Annotated in this window: 17 protein-coding genes; 6 read left to right on the forward strand and 11 right to left on the reverse strand. The window is 69.0% G+C overall.

Annotation, left to right across the window (positions count from 1 at the left end; translation table 11 throughout):
- Nucleotide 1: 1 nt before the first annotated feature.
- The 8 genes from NDR87_RS16350 to NDR87_RS16385 all read right to left on the reverse strand — a co-directional run bounded on the left by NDR87_RS16350 (nt 2) and on the right by NDR87_RS16385 (nt 8,882).
- The gene (locus NDR87_RS16350; RefSeq protein WP_251913542.1) at nt 2–2,434 is read right to left on the reverse strand and encodes an NADH-quinone oxidoreductase subunit G; all 2,433 of its coding nucleotides are present in this window, start codon (nt 2,432–2,434) and stop codon (nt 2–4) included.
- On the reverse strand, nt 2,431–3,744 hold the full coding sequence (gene nuoF / locus NDR87_RS16355) for an NADH-quinone oxidoreductase subunit NuoF (RefSeq protein WP_251913540.1): 1,314 nt from the start codon (nt 3,742–3,744) through the stop codon (nt 2,431–2,433). The genes NDR87_RS16350 and nuoF overlap by 4 nt, the downstream gene beginning before the upstream one ends.
- Complete coding sequence (gene nuoE, locus NDR87_RS16360; RefSeq protein ID WP_251913538.1) at nt 3,741–4,628, reverse strand: NADH-quinone oxidoreductase subunit NuoE; 888 nt, start codon at nt 4,626–4,628, stop codon at nt 3,741–3,743. The genes nuoF and nuoE overlap by 4 nt, the downstream gene beginning before the upstream one ends.
- Nucleotides 4,625–5,944 (reverse strand): NADH dehydrogenase (quinone) subunit D, encoded by a 1,320-nt coding sequence (gene nuoD / locus NDR87_RS16365; RefSeq protein WP_251913536.1) that lies wholly within the window; start codon nt 5,942–5,944, stop codon nt 4,625–4,627. Before nuoD ends, nuoE begins: the two co-directional genes overlap by 4 nt.
- Entirely contained in the window at nt 5,944–6,675 is a 732-nt protein-coding gene (locus tag NDR87_RS16370; RefSeq protein WP_251913534.1) for an NADH-quinone oxidoreductase subunit C, read from the reverse strand. Before NDR87_RS16370 ends, nuoD begins: the two co-directional genes overlap by 1 nt.
- Nucleotides 6,672–7,226 (reverse strand): NADH-quinone oxidoreductase subunit B family protein, encoded by a 555-nt coding sequence (locus NDR87_RS16375; protein WP_251913533.1) that lies wholly within the window; start codon nt 7,224–7,226, stop codon nt 6,672–6,674. Before NDR87_RS16375 ends, NDR87_RS16370 begins: the two co-directional genes overlap by 4 nt.
- A gap of 85 nt (nt 7,227–7,311) precedes the next feature.
- Nucleotides 7,312–7,692: an NADH-quinone oxidoreductase subunit A gene (locus NDR87_RS16380; RefSeq protein WP_251913530.1), complete on the reverse strand. Its 381-nt coding sequence runs from the start codon at nt 7,690–7,692 to the stop codon at nt 7,312–7,314.
- A 287-nt stretch (nt 7,693–7,979) separates the two neighbouring features.
- Complete coding sequence (locus NDR87_RS16385) at nt 7,980–8,882, reverse strand: LysR family transcriptional regulator (RefSeq protein WP_251913528.1); 903 nt, start codon at nt 8,880–8,882, stop codon at nt 7,980–7,982.
- Nucleotides 8,883–8,979: 97 nt separating this feature from the next.
- Here NDR87_RS16385 and NDR87_RS16390 point away from each other — a divergent pair, with 97 nt between their 5' ends.
- Nucleotides 8,980–10,185: an MFS transporter gene (locus NDR87_RS16390; RefSeq protein WP_251913527.1), complete on the forward strand. Its 1,206-nt coding sequence runs from the start codon at nt 8,980–8,982 to the stop codon at nt 10,183–10,185.
- 33 nt (nt 10,186–10,218) lie between these two features.
- Here the strand turns inward: NDR87_RS16390 and NDR87_RS16395 are convergent, their stop codons facing one another.
- On the reverse strand, nt 10,219–10,626 hold the full coding sequence (locus NDR87_RS16395) for a hypothetical protein (RefSeq protein ID WP_251913525.1): 408 nt from the start codon (nt 10,624–10,626) through the stop codon (nt 10,219–10,221).
- A gap of 178 nt (nt 10,627–10,804) precedes the next feature.
- Between NDR87_RS16395 and NDR87_RS16400 the strand changes: the two genes are divergently transcribed.
- From NDR87_RS16400 to NDR87_RS16410, 3 genes are all read left to right on the forward strand, one after another.
- Nucleotides 10,805–11,233: a CBS domain-containing protein gene (locus tag NDR87_RS16400; protein ID WP_251913523.1), complete on the forward strand. Its 429-nt coding sequence runs from the start codon at nt 10,805–10,807 to the stop codon at nt 11,231–11,233.
- Nucleotides 11,234–11,352: 119 nt separating this feature from the next.
- Complete coding sequence (locus NDR87_RS37750; protein WP_251913521.1) at nt 11,353–12,063, forward strand: GAF and ANTAR domain-containing protein; 711 nt, start codon at nt 11,353–11,355, stop codon at nt 12,061–12,063.
- 177 nt (nt 12,064–12,240) lie between these two features.
- Nucleotides 12,241–13,680 carry a metallophosphoesterase gene (locus tag NDR87_RS16410; RefSeq protein WP_251913519.1) on the forward strand — a complete coding sequence of 480 codons (1,440 nt, stop codon included), beginning with the start codon at nt 12,241–12,243 and terminating at the stop codon, nt 13,678–13,680.
- Between the two features lie 105 nt (nt 13,681–13,785).
- Here the strand turns inward: NDR87_RS16410 and NDR87_RS16415 are convergent, their stop codons facing one another.
- Entirely contained in the window at nt 13,786–14,883 is a 1,098-nt protein-coding gene (locus NDR87_RS16415) for a hypothetical protein (RefSeq protein ID WP_251913518.1), read from the reverse strand.
- Nucleotides 14,884–15,157: 274 nt separating this feature from the next.
- Nucleotides 15,158–15,889: a GAF and ANTAR domain-containing protein gene (locus tag NDR87_RS16420; protein WP_251913516.1), complete on the reverse strand. Its 732-nt coding sequence runs from the start codon at nt 15,887–15,889 to the stop codon at nt 15,158–15,160.
- A gap of 234 nt (nt 15,890–16,123) precedes the next feature.
- On the opposite strand from NDR87_RS16420, the gene NDR87_RS16425 reads away from it, so the two are divergent.
- A complete protein-coding gene (locus tag NDR87_RS16425) occupies nt 16,124–16,822 on the forward strand; it encodes a GAF and ANTAR domain-containing protein (protein WP_251913515.1) in 699 nt (232 codons plus the stop codon).
- A 122-nt stretch (nt 16,823–16,944) separates the two neighbouring features.
- Entirely contained in the window at nt 16,945–17,538 is a 594-nt protein-coding gene (locus NDR87_RS16430) for a sigma-70 family RNA polymerase sigma factor (RefSeq protein ID WP_251913513.1), read from the forward strand.
- Nucleotides 17,539–17,685 lie beyond the last annotated feature (147 nt).

Below are 17,685 nucleotides of genomic sequence, written 5' to 3' on the forward strand. Positions count from 1 at the left end.
ATCACTCACGGTGGTCCTCCCGTCGGATACGCACGAGATGGCCGGGGGTGGTCGCGAGCTGTTCGGACACCACCGAACCGGGGGAATTCAACGGCAGCCACACCACCCGATCGGGCATCGTGGTCACCGCCAGGGGCAGCACGATATGGCCGTGGTCGGTGCTCACCCGCACCGGATCGCCGGTGGTGGCGCCGATTTCGGCCGCGGTGACCGCCGACATCCGCACCACCGGCGGGCGGGCGGTGGCGGCGAGATTCGGTTCGCCGTCCTGCAGACGGCCGCGATCGAGCAGCATCCGCCACCCGGCCAGCACGGCCGTCCCGGGTCCGGGCTGCGCGGTCGGCCGGGCCGGATGCTCCGACACGGTGGCCGGGGGGCCGTCCCACGCCCCGAGCTCGGCCAATTCCGTTGCCGCCGAGGCGCTGTCGGGCAGGCCGAGCCGGATGCCCATCTCGTCGGCGATGGCGTGCAGCACGCGGTGGTCGGCCAGCGGCGCGGCCTCGCGGCGCACGGTGGCATCGCGCAGCGCGGCCTCGAACGGGCGCGGCCGCCCCTCCCAGGTCAGGAAGGTGCCCGACTTCTCCATCGCGGCGGCGACCGGGAACACCACATCCGCGCGCTCGGTGATCGCGCTGCGGCGCAGTTCCAGGCTGACCACGAACCGCGCCGCGTCCACGGCCGCCAACGCGGCCGCCGGATCGGGCAGATCGGCGACATCGACCCCGCCCACGACCAGCGCACCCAGGGTGGCGGCCGCGGACAGGATCGCGGCGGTGTCGCGGCCCGGCTCGACCGGCAGATCGTCGACGTTCCAGATCTCCTTGATCTGTTGGCGCGCACGCGGATCCACCACCGGGCGACCACCCGGCAGCAGCGTCGGCAGCGCACCGGCCTCGAGCGCGCCGCGTTCACCGGCGCGCCGCGGCACCCAGGCCAGCCCCGCGCCGGTGGCGTCGGCCAGCCGCGCGGCGGCCGACAGCGCGCCGGGCGCATCGGCCAGTCGCTCACCGACCATGATCACCGCACCGGAGCGTCGCAGCAGCTCGGCCAGTTCCCGTTGCTCGGTGAGCAATCCGTCGAGCACCCGCGCCTCGTCACCGGGCACCGTCGCGAGCAGCCGCCCCGACATGCGTTCGAGACCGCGGCTGGCGAACGGCGCCACGGCGTACACCGCGAGCCCGCGCTTGCGGGCGGCCTTGCGCAGCCGCAGATAGACGATCGGCGATTCCTCCTCCGGCTCGAAGCCGACCAGCAGCACCACCGGCGCGGCCTCGAGCGCGGCGTAGTCGACGGTGACGCCCTGCCCCGCGACCCGGGCGGCCAGGAATTCGGCCTCCTCCGCCGAATGCGGGCGGGCCCGGAAGTCGATGTCATTGGTGCCCAGGGCGATTCGAGCGAATTTGGCGTAGGCGTAGGCGTCCTCCACGGTGACCCGGCCGCCGACCAGCACACCAGCATTGCCGCGCGCGGCGGCCAGCCCCTCGGCCGCCCGGGCCAGCGCCTCCGACCACGACGCCGGGGCGAGGGTGCCGTCCCAGCCGCGGATCAGCGGGGTGGTGAGCCGGTCGGATTCGGTGGCGTAGGTGAAGGCCCAGCGGCCCTTGTCGCAGTTCCACTCCTCATTGACCTGCGGATCGTCACCGGCCAAGCGCCGCAGCACCTTTCCGCGCCGATGGTCGGTGCGCTGCGCGCAGCCCGAGGCGCAGTGCTCGCACACCGCCGGGCTGGAGACCAGGTCGAACGGGCGGGCCCGGAACCGGTAGGTGGTGCCGGTGAGCGCGCCGACCGGGCAGATCTGCACGGTATTGCCGGAGAAATAGGACTCCAGCGGTTCGCCGTCGGCGATGCCGACCTGTTCCAGCGCACCGCGCTCCATCAGCTCGATGAACGGATCACCGGCGACCTGCTGGGAGAAGCGGGTGCAGCGGGCGCACAGCACGCAGCGCTCCCGATCCAGCAGCACTGCGGGGGACAGCGGAATCGGTTTGGGGTAGGTGCGTTTGGTGCCCTCGAACCGGGATTCGGCGCGGCCGTTGGACATGGCCTGGTTCTGCAGGGGGCATTCGCCGCCCTTGTCGCAGACCGGGCAGTCCAGCGGATGGTTGATCAGCAGCAGTTCCATCACGCCCTCCTGCGCCTTGGCGGCGGCGGGGGAGCTCAGTTGCGTGCTGATGACCATGCCGTCGGTGACCGGCATCGTGCACGAGGCCACCGGTTTGCGCTGGCCCTCCACCTCGACCATGCACTGGCGGCACGCGCCCACCGGATCGAGCAGGGGATGGTCGCAGAAGCGCGGCACCTGGATGCCGATCAGCTCGGCGGCCCGGATGATCAGCGTCCCGGCCGGGACGCTGACGGTGGTGCCGTCGATGGTGACGCTCACCAGATCCTGCGGGACCACATCGCTGGAATTGCTGCTCACGGTCCTGGTCATCGCACGCCCCCTACGGAGTCGGAATCGGCCCACGCGGTGGACCTCGCGGGATCGAACGGGCAGCCGCCGCGGCGCAGATGCTCCTGGTACTCCTCGCGGAAGTACTGCAGCGAGGAGAAGATCGGGCTGGCCGCGCCGTCGCCCAGCGCGCAGAACGACTTGCCGTTGATGTTGTCGGCGATATCGGCCAGCTTGTCCAGATCGGCCGCGGTGCCCTGTCCGGCCTCGAGCCGTTCGAGCAGCTGGACCAGCCAGTAGGTGCCCTCGCGACACGGCGTGCACTTACCGCAGGATTCGTGGGCGTAGAACTCGGTCCAGCGCAGTACCGCGCGCACCACACAGGTGGTCTCGTCGAAGATCTGCAATGCCTTGGTGCCCAACATGGATCCGGCCGCGCCCACGTGCTCGTAGTCCAGCGGGACGTCGAGATGTTCGGCGGTCAGAATTGGCGTCGACGAGCCGCCGGGCGTCCAGAACTTCAGCGTGTGCCCCTTGCGCACCCCGCCCGCGTAGCCCAGCAGTTCGCGCAGCGTGATACCCAGCGGCGCCTCGTATTGCCCGGGCCGGGTCACATGCCCCGACAGGGAATACAGCGTGAAGCCGGGCGACTTCTCGGTGCCCAGCGACCGGAACCAGTCGATGCCGTTGGCGAGGATCGCGGGCACGCTGGCAATGGATTCCACATTGTTGACCACGGTCGGGCAGGCGTAGAGCCCGGCGACCGCGGGGAACGGCGGCCGCAGCCGGGGCTGACCGCGGCGGCCCTCCAGCGAATCCAGCAGGGCGGTCTCCTCACCGCAGATATAGGCGCCCGCGCCCGCGTGCACGATCAGCTCCAGATCGAATCCGGAGCCGAGGATGTCGCGCCCCAGCAGGCCCGCCTCGTACGCCTCGGCCACCGCGGTCTGCAGCCGCCGCAGCACCGGCAGCACCTCCCCGCGCACGTAGATGAACGCGTGCGAGGCCCGAATCGCGTACGCCGCGATGATGATTCCCTCGATCAGCACATGCGGCGTGGCCAGCATGAGCGGAATGTCCTTGCAGGTCCCCGGCTCGGACTCGTCGGCGTTGACCACCAGATAGTGCGGCTTGCCGTCCCCCTGCGGAATGAACCCCCACTTCATCCCCGTCGGAAACCCCGCACCGCCGCGCCCGCGCAGCCCGGCGTCCTTGACGGTCGCGATCACCTCGTCGGGATCCATCCGCAGCGCCTTGGGCAGCGCCAGATAGCCGTCGTGGCGGCGATAGGTCTCCAGCGTCCAGGACCGCGGTTCGTCCCAGTAGCGGGTGAGGACCGGTGCGAGAGTCATTGCGCCCCTCCCTCGCTCGCGCCGCCCCCCGATTCCCTGGCCTCGCCACCTCTCGATCCCCTGGCCTCGCCACCTCTCGATTCCCTGGACTCGCCGCCTCTCGATTCCCTGGACTCGCCACCTCTCGATTCCCTGGACTCGTCACCTCTCGATTCCCTGGACTCGCCACGCTTTTCGGCGAGTCCAGGGTGCAACGGCTGCTCTGGGACCGCCGTACTGCGGGCGACGCGCAACCCGGCCAACGTCGCCTCCCCGGGCTCGCCCTCGTTGGCACGCGGCCGCTCGTCCGGGAACCCCGCGAGGATGCGCGCCGTCTCCCGGAACGTGCACAGCGGTGCCCCACTGCGTGTCCCGGTCACCTGCTCGCCTCGCCGCAGCGAATCCACGAGCGCCCGAGCCGATTCCGGCGTCTGATTGTCGAAGAACTCCCAATTGACCATCAGCACCGGCGCGTAATCGCAGGCGGCATTGCATTCGATGTGCTCGAGCGTGACCGCCCCATCGGGCGTCGTCTCACCGTGCCCGATCCCCAGATGCTCCTTCAGCTCCGCCAGGATCTGATCCCCGCCCATGACCGCGCACAGCGTATTGGTGCACACCCCGACGTGATAATCCCCGGTCGGGGTGCGCCGGTACATGGAGTAGAAGGTGGCCACCGCGGTCACCTCGGCATCGGTCAAACCCAGCTGCTCGGCACAGAATCCGATGCCGGTGCCGGAGACATAACCCTCCACCCCCTGCACCAGGTGCAGCAGCGGCAGCAGCGCCGAGCGCGGTTGCGGATAGCGCTCGATGATCTCCTTCGCCTCGAGCTGTAGCCGGTCCCGCACCTCCTGCGGATACGGAATCGGCCGGGTGCCCAGCTTCAACAGGATTTCCGTCATCGGTCCACACCACCCATCACCGGGTCGATCGAGGCCACCGCGGCGATCACGTCGGCGACCATGCCGCCCTCGCATGCCGCCGCCACCGCCTGCAGATTCGTGAACGAGGGATCGCGATAGTGCACCCGGTACGGCCGGGTGCCGCCGTCGGAGACCATATGCACACCCAGCTCGCCGCGCGGCGACTCCACCGCCGAGTACACCTGCCCGGCGGGCACCCGCATCCCCTCGGTGACCAGCTTGAAGTGGTGGATCAGCGCCTCCATGGAGGTGCCCATGATCTTGCCGATGTGCTGGGGGGAGTTGCCCAGACCGTCCGGTCCCAGCTGCAGATCGGCGGGCCAGGCGATCTTCTTGTCGTCGATCATCACCGGCCCCGGCCGCAACCGGTCCAGGCACTGCTCGACGATCTTGAGCGATTCCTTCATCTCGTTGACACGAATCAGGTAGCGGCCGTAGGCATCACAGCCGGTATCGGTCATCACGTCGAATTCGTAGTTCTCGTAGCCGCAGTAGGGCTGGGCCTTGCGCAGATCGTGCGGCAGCCCGGTCGAGCGCAGACAGGGGCCGGTGACGCCCAGGGCCATACACGCGGTCAGATCCAGATAGCCGATACCGCGGGTGCGGGCCTTCCAGATCGGATTCTCGTTGAGCAGCAGTTCGAGATCCCGCAGCCGAGACGGCATGAGCGCCAACAGCTCTCGGATCTTCGGCACGCCGTCCTCGGGCAGGTCCTGGGCCAGCCCGCCCGGGCGGATGTAGGCGTGGTTCATCCGCAGCCCGGTGATCAGCTCGAAGATGTCCAGCACCAGCTCGCGCTCGCGGAAGCCGAACAGCATCGGCGTGAGCGCGCCCAGCTCCATGCCGCCGGTGGCCAGCGCGACCAGATGGGAGGAGATTCGGTTGAGCTCCATGAGCAGTACCCGAATCACGTTGGCGCGCTCGGGAATCTCCTCGGTGATGTCGAGCAGCTTCTCCACGCCCAGGCAGTACGCCGTCTCGTTGTAGAACGGCGACAGATAGTCCATCCGGGTGACGAAGGTGACGCCCTGCACCCAGTTGCGGAACTCGAGATTCTTCTCGATCCCGGTGTGCAGATATCCGATGCCGCAGCGGGCCTCGGTGACGGTCTCGCCCTCGATCTCCAGGATCAGCCGCAGCACGCCGTGTGTGGACGGATGCTGCGGGCCCATATTGACGACGATGCGTTCCTCGGCGGCCCCGCCCAGGGATTCGCGCACGTCGTCCCAGTCCTGGCCGACGACGGTGACCGTCTTCTCCTGCGGCGCGGACTCTTTGGTATCGATGTCGTTCATCAGCTGTACGCCCTCCGCTGATCGGGCGGCGGGATGCGCGCGCCCTTGTATTCGACCGGAATGCCGCCGAGCGGATAGTCCTTGCGCTGCGGATGCCCGCGCCAGTCGTCGGGCATGAGGATGCGGGTCAGCGAGGGATGTCCGTCGAACAGGATGCCGAAGAAGTCGTAGGTCTCCCGCTCGTGCCAATCCGTGGTCGGATACACCGAATACAGCGAGGGGATATGCGGATCGGCGTCCGGCGCGGACACCTCCAGCCGCAGCCTGCGGCCGTGGGTGATCGAGGCGAGGTGGTAGACCGCATGCAGTTCCCGGCCGGTGTCGTCGGGATAGTGCACCCCGCTCACGCCCAGGCACAGCTCGAACCGCAGTGCCTCGTCGTCGCGCAGTGCCCGCGCCACCGCGGGCAGCCGTTCGCGGCGCACGTGCAGGGTCAGCTCGCCGCGGAACACCACGATCTTTTCGATCGCCGCGTCGAAGCCGTTGTCGGGCAGCACCTCTCGCAGCCGGTCGACCAGTTCGTCGAAGTAGCCGCCGTACGGGGGCGGGGTGCTGCCGGGCAGGCTGACGGTGCGTACCAGGCCGCCGTAGCCGGAGGTGTCCCCGGTGCCGCTGACGCCGAACATGCCGTGGCGCACCCCGATGACCTCGTCGCCGGGCTGGGCACGCTGATCCTGCTCGGCTCGCTGGGCCTCGTCCTGTCCCGGTGCGACGCTCGAATCCTCTTTCATCGCAACAGACCTGTCATCCGGACGGTCGGTGTGACCGCGAGTGCGGCCGCTTCGGCCGCGCGCACCGCTTCCTCGCGGTCGACGCCGAGCGGCATCTCCTGAATCTTCTCGTGCAGCTTCAGGATCGCGTGCAGCAGCATCTCCGGCCGCGGCGGGCAGCCGGGCAGGTAGATGTCAACGGGCACAACGTGATCGACGCCCTGCACGATGGCGTAGTTGTTGAACATGCCGCCCGACGAGGCGCAGACGCCCATGGCCAGCACCCATTTCGGCTCGGTCATCTGGTCGTAGACCTGCCGCAGCACCGGCGCCATCTTCTGACTGACCCGGCCCGCCACGATCATCAGATCGGCCTGCCGCGGCGAGGCGCGGAACGCCTCCATACCGAAGCGCGCCAGGTCGAAACGCCCGGCGCCGGTGGCCATCATCTCGATCGCGCAGCAGGCCAGGCCGAAGGTGGCAGGCCACAGCGAGCCCTTGCGCAGATATCCCGCGAACTGTTCGACCGTGCTCAGCAGAAATCCGCTGGGCAACTTCTCCTCGAGACCCATTTCCCTCTTCCCCTATTGGTTCAATGTCCCCGTACCCTGCGGCTGGCTCGACGCTCCCATGCCCTGCGGCGAAGCCGTCAGGGCCTCAGTCCCAGCTCAGGCCGCCGCGCTTCCACTCGTAGGCGTAAGCCACCGAGACGTTGAAGATGAACAGCGCCATCGCGGCCAGTCCGAACACACCCAGCGCATCGAAGTGGATCGCCCAGGGGTACAGGAACACGATCTCGATGTCGAAGATGATGAACAGCATCGCGGTGAGGTAGTACTTCACCGGAAAGCGTTGTCCGGCAGCGTTTCCAGGACCTCCGGCCACCGAATGCGGTGTCGGCTCGATGCCGCATTCGTAGGCCTCGAGTTTGGCCCGGTTGTAGCGCTTCGGGCCGATGAGGGCCGCAAGCAACAGCGAAACGAGCGCGAACGCCGCAGCGATCGCGCCGAGAACGAGGGTCGGCACCTCGGTATTCACAACTGCAACCCCTCCTCGAGACCTGGACGCGGACAGCAGCTGCCGAGGCGGGGCTGACATCGTCGTCCGCCGGGCCAGTCTCGCCCCAGGCCCGCTCGACATCGGCGCGGGCGAAAGGGGGCTGACCTGACGGAGGTGTCATGGCAACGCCCGCACTCGTGTGAGCTACGGCACAGCCTACAACCGTTCCTTCTGAATGCGCACCGAATGAGTGCGGTCTTTGATCGAATTCCGTACTGCGATTTATGACCGAATCGGGGTAATCGAGGGTTTCGGGGGCGCGGTGGTCACATGACGGCACGCAGTGCGCGGTCGGGAACCGCCGCCAGGACGCGAGCGAATTCCGCGACGCGCAGACTCTCGTGATCGCGCGCCCAGATCAGCCCGAGCTGGGAATCCGGGACCCCGTGCACGGGAACGAAACTCACGTCGGGGCGGCGGTGGTACTCGGCCGTGGTGCAGCACAGCAGGAGCCCGCCGCGGCCCGCCGCGACGGCGGCGATCGCCTCCTGGACGGTCCGCACCAGCGGGCCCGCCGGGATGGGCCGGCCGTCGGGGGTGCGGCTAGGGGCTTGTGCCTCGCACCAGTAACGCGGTGCGGTGCGGGCGATTCCGATGAGCGGGCAGTCGGCGAGATCGCCCGCGTCGAGGGCCGCACGCCGGGCGAGCCGATGTCCGGCGGGCAACGCCAGCACCTGCGGGCGCGGCGGCAGGACCTGGCCGACGACGAGATCGTCCTCGGCCACCGGCAGCAGCACCAGCGCGGCGTCGGTCTCCTGCCTGCGCACCGGACCGAAGGGGTCGGACCAGGGAATCTCCACCAGCTCGACGGTGACGTCGGGAAATTCGTCGTGAAAGGTGGTGACCGCGTTGAGGATCTGCTCGTCGGCGCTGCCCTGGAAACCGATGCGCAGCACCCCGCGCCGACCGCGCGCGATCGCGCAGGCGTTGTCCACGGCCGCGCGCAGCCCGCGATAGGCCGCGGTGAGTTCGGGATAGAGCTCCTGGCCCAGCGGTGTCAGCCGCACCCGGCGGCTGGTGCGCTCCACCAGCCGCGCCCCGATGCGCCGCTCGAGCGAGCGCAGCAGCTGCGAGATCCGGCTCTGCGAGACGTACAGTCGCGCGGCCGCCTTCCCGAAATGCAACTCCTCGGCAACGGCCAGGAACGCCTCGAGCTCCCGCAGTTCCATCTCCGCACCCGCCTGTTCCTCGGTCGATAAGTCCCACTCATAGAAGGATGAGGACTTCGCCGTTGTTCCCGCCGATCGCCGCCGGTTGGCTGAAATCATGACAAATGTTGATGCAATCACCACCGAATCCGTTGTGGTTCAGCGGCTTCCGGGTGGCGGCTGGCCCGCGGTGGTGGTCGTGGGGCTGGGCACCTTCACCGTGGTGACCTCGGAGATGTTGCCGGTGGGCCTGCTCACCTCGATCAGCGCATCGCTGGGTGTCTCCGAGGGAGTGGCCGGTCTGGCTCTGACGACGACCGGCATGTTGGCGATGACCGCGCCGTTTCTGATGTCGCTGCTCGGCCGCCTCGATCGGCGGCGCCTGCTGTGTGCGCTGCTGCTGGTGGTCGCGCTCGGCAACCTGCTGTCGGGACTTGCCCCGAACTTCGCCGTACTGGCCATCGGGCGGATCCTCATCGGCGCGGGAATGGGTGGGGTGTGGGCGATCTCGGGCAGCCTCGGGGTTCGACTGGTCGCACCGGCGTCGGTGGGGCGAGCGACCTCGCTGATCTTCAGCGGCGTCGCGGTGGCTTCGGTGCTCGGCGTTCCGGCGGGCACCTACCTGGGCTCGATACTCGGCTGGCGTTCGGCGTTCGTCACGGCCGCGGCACTGGCCGTGGTGATCTCGGCAGCCGCGGCGCTGGTGGTGCCGTCGTTGCCCGCGGCGCGATCGGTGTCGCTGCGCGAACTGCCCGCGCTGCTGGCGCATCCGCCGTTGCGCACCGGAATGATCGTGGTCCTGCTGCTGGTGAGTGGACACTTCGCCGCCTACACCTACGTCCCGCCATTCCTCGAGCAGATCACCGGTATCGGCGCGACCGCCGTAAGCCTCTTCCTGCTCTGCTACGGAATCGCCGGTGTGGCGGGCACCTTCGGCTTCGGCAGCGTCGCCGCCCGCGCACCCCGCCGCGCGATCCTGATCATCGGCGTGGGCATCGGCGCATCGGTAGCCCTGCTGGCAATCCTCGGCGCCACTGTGGCAGCTGCCGCGATCCTGCTCGTGCTGTGGGGAGTGTCCTACGGCGGCGTCTCGGTGAGCACTCAGAACTGGACGCTCGCCGCGGCCCCCGGAGCCCGAGAGGCGGCTTCGGCCATCCTCGTCGCGGTGTTCAACGGCGCGATCGCCCTGGGCGCGTTGGTCGGCGGGCGCGCGGTCGACGGGATCGGGGTGCGCGCGGCGCTGTGGGTCGGTGTCGGCCTCGCGCTGGCGGCGGTCGCGGTGGCCGTGCTGGGGCGGGGCCCTGGCCTTCGGCCAGGGAAATAGAGAGTTGGCCAGGGAAGTGCGGTTCGGTATCCGCTACGCCGCCGACCTACCCCGCAGTGCCCCCACCACCGCCTCCGTCAGCTGGAACGGATCGATCGGATGCGACGCCACCGCCTCGGCGCGCGACCAATTCGCCAGCCAGGCATCGTCGGCGCGGCCGGCGAGGACCACGATGGGTGGGCAGTCGGCGATTTCGTCCTTGAGCTGTTTGGCCAGGCCCATGCCGCCGGTGGGGGCGGCCTCGCCGTCGAGGATGGCCAGATCGATGCCGCCCGCGTCGAGTTGTTCGATGACGATCGGGCCGGTGGCGACCTCGAGGTAGTCGAAGGGCGGCAGGTCGGGGCGCGGGTGCTTGCCCAGCGCCAGCATCACCTGGCTGCGGGTGTCGGAATCGCTGCTGTACACGAGAACCCGCACGGCGGGACGGTTCGCATCGGCCACGTCCGCATGCTACGTCCGCGGGTGCGGCCGCGGTGGCAGGTTCGCGCACTCGATCCGCGCGCCGGTGCGCTGACTTCACCGCCGGGTTGATCGTTCCCGCCGGAATCGTTGCTGGTCACCGCGGCGAAATCGCGAGATCCTGGGAGGCAGCAAGGGCACCGACGGGTAAGGCGGCACAATGCGAATTTCGGAGGTTCTGCGCAAGAAGGGCGCCGAGGTGGTCACGATCGCCCCCGACGCCGACGTCCGCGCGCTGCTGGCGACACTGGCCGAACACAATGTCGGCGCGGTCGTGGTGTCGGCGGACGGAATCGGCATCGACGGCATCGTGTCCGAACGCGACATCGTGCGTCGACTGCATCGTTTCGGAGCGGATCTGCTGGACCGCCCGGTCGCGGAGATCATGACCGCGGTCGTGCACACCTGTTCCCCCGACGATCGGGTGGACAGCCTCCGCGCCACCATGACCGACCACCGCATTCGGCACCTGCCGGTGGTCCAGGACGAGCGCATGGTCGGCATCGTCAGCATCGGCGACGTGGTCAAGAGCGCGATCTCCGAATTGCAGGACGAACGCGAACATCTGGTCCAATATCTGCACGGTTGAGTAGGCTGCGCGCGCACCGGTCGCGCCGCGCGGCCGGATGTGGCAAGGTATGAAACGCTGATACGTTCTCCCGCAAAGGGTTTCGCTCGACGAATGCGGGCAGTTCGTTGGGGACAGGCGTGACACGGTTCGAGCAGCTGAGCGACCGATTCCTGACGGCCCTGAAGGCCGGCAGGGGTGGAGTCGCGGGCGCATGCCATGCCTGCGTGCACGTGCTGCCCGTGCAGCGCGCCGCGATCGTGATCGATGAACACCACGCGGGCGTGCAGCCGTGGTACTCCAGTGACGCGATGGCCGCCGGGGTCGAGGCCGTGCAGGCGACGGTGGGGGAGGGCCCGGCGGTGGACGCGGTGGCGACCGGCCGTCCCGTCCCGGTCTCGGATCTGGCCGGTCCCGGCGACCGCTGGCCCGGTTTCGCCGACGCCCTCGCCGACACCGACGCCTCCGGCGCGATGTTCGCAATCCCCCTGCAGCTCGGCGCGATCCGCTTCGGCGCGCTGGACCTCTACCGCGACACCCCGGGTGAACCTGACGCATCGATCATGTCCGCGAGCCTGCACATCGCCGATCTGATCACCGACCAGCTCATCCGCGCCCGCACCCGCCGTAGCACCCCCGCCGCCATCCACCCCGACGATCTGCTCTGGCTCGAACAACCCCTGGCCAGCCGCGCCATCCACCAGGCCGCGGGAATGGTGGTGGCGCAATCCAATATCGCCGTCCCCGATGCCTACGCCCGCCTGCGCGCCTACGCGTTCGGCCACGGCATGTCGCTCGCCGAGGTCTCCCGCGCGGTGATCGCCCGCCGAATTCGCTTCGAAGCGGATTGAATTCGAGCGGCAGGCGAAATCTCGGCGAGCCCGATCGAATGCCCCGTGAACTGCGGTCGACGGATGGTGCGGCCGATTCAGGGAACCGGTGGCCAACCGACGAACGCCGTTCACAAGGTGGCACGGTTGTCCCAATAGCGTGGTGACGCGTCGGCCAGTGCTACGTCAGGGGTTGCGATGGGCCACCACCTTTCCCGCCGGACCGTGCTCACCGCGATGACCGCCACGGCGGCCGCGCTACCCATGGACGGCCTCGCACTGCTTGCCGCCCAGCCGCATTCGATGGTCCCCCGCGATCTGGAGCTGATCACGGTGAGCGATCGGTCGGTGGCGGTGAGCTGGACGACCGTCGCGACCGATCCGCTCGGCCTGCGGCGGCCGGTCGCGGCGGATACCGAACTCGCCCTCGGGCCGGCGGATTCGCGCAAACCGCTGCCGGTCGTGCACTTCGACGCCACCCCGACCCCCTACCACTACGTCGAGATCACCGGCCTGGAACCCGGCCGCCGCTACCGCCTCGAGGCCCGCTCGCGTGGCGTGCGCGCGGTGGCCGGAATGGCGCCGCGCTGGTGGAACGACGAGCAGAAATACGAATTCCAAACGCTCACACCACCACCCGGCCGACTGCTGCGCACCATCGCGCTGGCCAACGATCTGCATTTCGGCGAGGAGATCAGCGGCCAGATCGTGCCCGCACTGCCCACCGGCGTGCGGCAGGAGCGCGGACTGCCCCCGTATCCGGAGGTGATGTTGGACGCGCTGCTGTCCGATGTGCGCCAGCCCGATCGCGGCGTCGATCACCTGATCCTGGCGGGCGATCTCACCAACGCGGGCACCCCCGGCGAATCGCGCGAGGTGCGACGCCGTCTCGACCGTTGGGGCGGGCTGGGCCGAGATGTGTTGGTGTGCCGCGGAAATCACGACCGGCCCCGGGTCGGCGCGCAGTGGCGAGCCGGACCGCGACTGCCCGGCACCGCCCACCACGACTGCTGGGGCGAGCACTTCCTGCCGCGCCAGCGCCTGGTCGAATACGACCTCGACGGCCTGCGCGTGATCGGCCTCGACACCACCGACCTCGACGGCGCGGGCGGCCGCATCGACCCCGACCAGATGTCGCGGCTGCGCGGCCTTCTGTGCGACGAACCCGGCCGTCCCACACTGGTTTTCGGCCACCACCCCGTCACCCGGCAATCGGCCCTGACCAACCTCGGCGGCCCCGGCTTCGTCCTCGACCGCCACGACGCCGCCACCCTGCACCGACTCTACGAACGCGCCCCCGGCGTCTTCCTGCATCACAGCGGCCACACCCACCGCACCCGCCGTACCCGCCCCGACACCCCCATCCCCGTGGAATTCCTCGAGGTCGCCGCCATCAAGGAATACCCCACCGGCTACGCCCTGCTCCGCCTCTACGAGGGCGGCTACATGCTCACCTTCCACACCACCCGCACCGCCGCCGCTCGCCGCTGGAGCGCCCGCACCCGAACCCAATCGTTCGGCCTCCAAGCCTCTTACAGCCTGGGCTCCCGCACCGACCGCAACCACGTCGTCCACCGCGACCTGTCCGGCATCGCCCGGGCGACCCAGACCGAACTACGCACCGTCGCCCAGCGCTAGCGCCGCCGTTCGAGCCACCCCGCCGCGCTGTGCTGGGAGAGCAGAACGACGAGCACGACCGATACGATGAGCCCGCCCACCGGCCCTCGTCGAGCCAGGTCGATTTCACGCCGAGGGGATCAAACCGTCACCCATCGCGGACGGGCTGCCGCACCACACCGCGCCGTGCCGCCAAATCGCCCGGATGCCGAGCGACTCGAGCAGGCCGACGAACGCGTCACCTATCGGCTCGTTGAATACGGCGACCAGTTCCACATCGGCATCCCGGGCATAGAGGAAGTACCGGTACTGCTGGAGCTGACCTATCGTCGCCCGGACGGCTTCGGTGGCGTTGCCGCCGTATACGACCTTGACCTCCACCAGCCAGTGCCGACCACCACGGGTCAGCGTCAGATCTCGTGGATGCACATTGGTGGCCGCAGTGAAGCCGCACGCACCGATGGCACTGCCGTAATCCCGCACCAAGGTCTCGTGGGGGCGCTGCTTCGCCTGAACCTGGGCCCGCACCGCGGCGACATATGCGGCATCGCTCTTGGGCTTGAATTGCGCGAACTCACCCCCGGCTCCGGCCCGCCCGCTGCGGAGTTCGACCGCACGTTCGTGCATCTGCTCCGGCCGATCGAGAAACGCCTCGACCACCGCACGGTCGAGCACACTCCCATTGCTGCTCTTACGGGACGAATCCGGATGACAATGCGCAAGGTTCGTCATCTTCCGGCGCACCGATCCCACGCTTCGGAAATTGCCACCTCGAAGGTGCTCCGGATGGATCGGCAGCCGCCGCAGTAGCTCGGACAATTCCACTACCCGAGGGTCGTTGACGTCGAGCTCGTGCCAGCCGTTGCTGGCCGTGAGGTCACAGGCGAGGACCAACTCGTCCCACACCCATGTCGGCGGCCTTCTCCCATCCTCATCCGCGGAGGTGATGCCGTTCGATACCTCGAAACCGAGTGCTCGCAGCTGCCGCGCCACGGTGGCATCACCACCGCTGAAATCGCTCGGCCGCAGCGCTTCTCGGCCTGTCAGGAACCCGTGCGCGGCACCTGCAATGGCCTTCGAGTCGTAGCGCTTACCGTCGACGACGACGAAGTACGTCTGGGCGCGACCGAATCCGTACTTGGCCAGAAATTCATCGCGCCCAAGCTCATCGAACTCCTGGATCGCCGCCAACACTGCCGATCTAGACAAATCGCCAAGGCTCACAGCGCACACCTTAACCTCGGGTAATCGGCTCCCTCGGACAGGGACACAACGCCCGTCACGTCGGCGGTACGGGATCAGCTGTCCGTCAGCTGCTCGCGAAACTCCCGCCGCCAATGGGGGTCTCGACGCGAACCCACGACCGAGCCCAGGGCTTTCCCGAACCATGGCGCGGTCCTGCCAGACATACGGGTCGTTGGCGACCGGCGCGTATCAGCCGGCACTCTGCGTGCACGCTGCGCAGCCGCAGACCAAGGGCGGAATCCCCACCGCCCCCTCACGCGAGGATCTGGTCGGTGTCCTCCGTCCCGTCCACCACCGCCGCGGCCAGTTCTGCCAGCCGCCTACCGGTCTTGTGCGCGTACCTACGCAATCGCCGATACGCCTCGGCCATGTCGAGGCGGCCGCGTTCGGCCAGCACGCCCTTGGCCTGTTCGATGACGATGCGGGAATGCAGGGCCGCGGGCAGGCGGGCGGTCATGGCCTCGAGGCGGGGCAGCGCGATCTGGGCGGTGAGGCCGATGCCCGCCAGGTCGGCCAGGACCTGGCCCGCGCGCAGGTCGGCGTTGTCGAGGGCGGCGGGGGAGGCGGCCAGGATGGTGAGCGCGCCGACGGTGCCGCCGCGGCAGCGCAGGGGGAGGGCGAAGGCCGAGCGGTAGCCGAAATCCAGTGCGCGCTGGCAGAATTCGGGCCAGCGGTGATTCGTGCTGCGGAGATCGGGCACCGCGGTCGGCCGACCGCTGCGGAAGGTGTGCCGGGTCGGGCCGTCGAGCGCCTCGACCAGCAACAGCTCCAACAGATCCGGCTCCTCGCTGGTGGAGGCCATCAGCTGCAGATCGCGGCGGTGGTCGGCCAGGAACAGACCGGCGTCCGCGCCGCCGGTGACCCCGGGGCACGCGTCGACCAGCTGCTGGGACAGGTCCACCACGTCGAAATCGTGTGCGAGCAGGTCGATGGCGGCGACCAGCGCCCCCAGCAGGGGATGCTCGTCGTCGGGCGCGGGCCCCATGGCGCCTCCCGGGGGCTGGACGGAGCGAGTCACGCGAATTCGGCACTTCATGGTGGCATCCCGGCGGCATTCCTGTCGAGCGCCGTTGACACCGCAACCGTTTCGAAACATCCAGGGAGGTCTGTTGTTTCGTCAACGGGATCTTCGGCCATACCATCAAATGGTTCGGCTCAGCGCGGTGCCCGATCGATGCCGCGGACGTTCGCGTCCGCACGGGACGGGGGTGACTCGACGATGGCGGACAACGAGCAGCTGATGTCGGCGGTGGCGCGGCTGGTTCTGCTTCCCGACGCCTACGGCAGATCGGGGGTTCTGCTCCAACTCATGGGTACCGCCACCGAGGTGCTGGGACTGTCCGGCGCGGCGGTCACCCTGATCGAGGACGGGCACTGCGAGGTCGCCGGGGCCACCCCCGACGGTTTCCGCGAAGTCGAAGCGGCCCAGCGCGACTGCGAACGCGGCCCCGGCATGGAGGCGCTGCGCCGCGGCGAATCCGTCGCGGTCGAGGACGTGCGCGAGCACCGCGGCCGCTGGCCGGAATACGCCACCGCCGCCGCGCGCCACGGCATTTCGGCCGTGGCCGAGATCCCCATGCAGCTCGGCGACATCCAGGTGGGCGCGCTGGGGCTGTTCGCCCCGCGGCCGCGCCACTGGACCGAGGGCGAGCTGTCGGTCGGGAGGCTGCTGGCGGGCATGGCAGCGGGCCATTTGCTCACCGCCGACAAACTGCAACGCCAGCAACGCCTCACCGACCAACTCCAGCACGCCCTCACCTCCCGCATCGTTGTCGAACAGGCCAAGGGCGTCATCGCGGGCGCACAGCGCATCACCCCCGAGGCGGCCTACGAACTGATCCGCGGCCATGCCCGCCGCCGCCGCGTCGGGGTGCACGAGGTGGCCCGGGCGATCGTCGAACTCGGTCTGCGCTTGTGACGGACCCGGTAAAATCGCATATCGGATCCTGAAACCCCTGCCCCCGGACAGGATCTCGTACCGGCATGCGTCCCTGAACTCGACGGCTGGTTCCCGACGTCGTCTCATGTCTGGGGGCTCTCGTGGCCGTACTCGCACCCGCCCGTCCCGCCCCGTACCGCCGCACCACCTGTTCGGATGCCGAACTGGTGCGCCGCGTCGGCCGCGGAGATCGCGAGGCATTCGCTCAGCTCTACGACCGCACCCGCGGCCTGGTCTTCCGCCGGGTCCTGGCCGTGGTCCGCGATCGGGGCTATGCCGAGGAAACCTGTCAGGACGTGTACATCCAAGTCTGGCGCAGCGCGGCCGGTTTCGACGAGCGCCGCGGCTCGGCGACGACCTGGCTGCGCACCCTGGCCCACCGCCAAGCCGTCGATCGGGTGCGCCACGAGCGGGCCAGCTCCGACCACGACCACGCCTGGGGCGTCAACGACTACCGCCCGCCGATCGATTCGGTGGTCGAGGAGACCCTGCGCCGCCACGACCTGCGCAGCGTGCGAACCGGTCTGACCGTCCTCACCCCGTTACAACGCGAATCGGTCGTCCTGGCCTACTACCGCGGCCTGACCTACCCGCAGGTCGCCGCCCATCTCGGGGTGCAGGTCTCGACGGTCAAGTCCCGCATCCGCGCCGCCCTGGCCCGTCTGGAAACCGCCCTCGCCGAACTGGATTCGTGACCGAATTGCCCGATTGGCGAAACATGCCGATATTCTATTTTCATCAGTTCGTAACTGCGAAAACCCCTCCCGGGTGGAATTTTCCGGTGCACAATTTGCAGTGGGCGGATCGTTCGATCCACACACTCGCGGTACGGCACCGCTGAT

Origin of the sequence: Nocardia sp. CDC159 (genome assembly GCF_023740735.1) — a bacterium.
GTDB lineage: Bacteria > Actinomycetota > Actinomycetes > Mycobacteriales > Mycobacteriaceae > Nocardia > Nocardia pulmonis.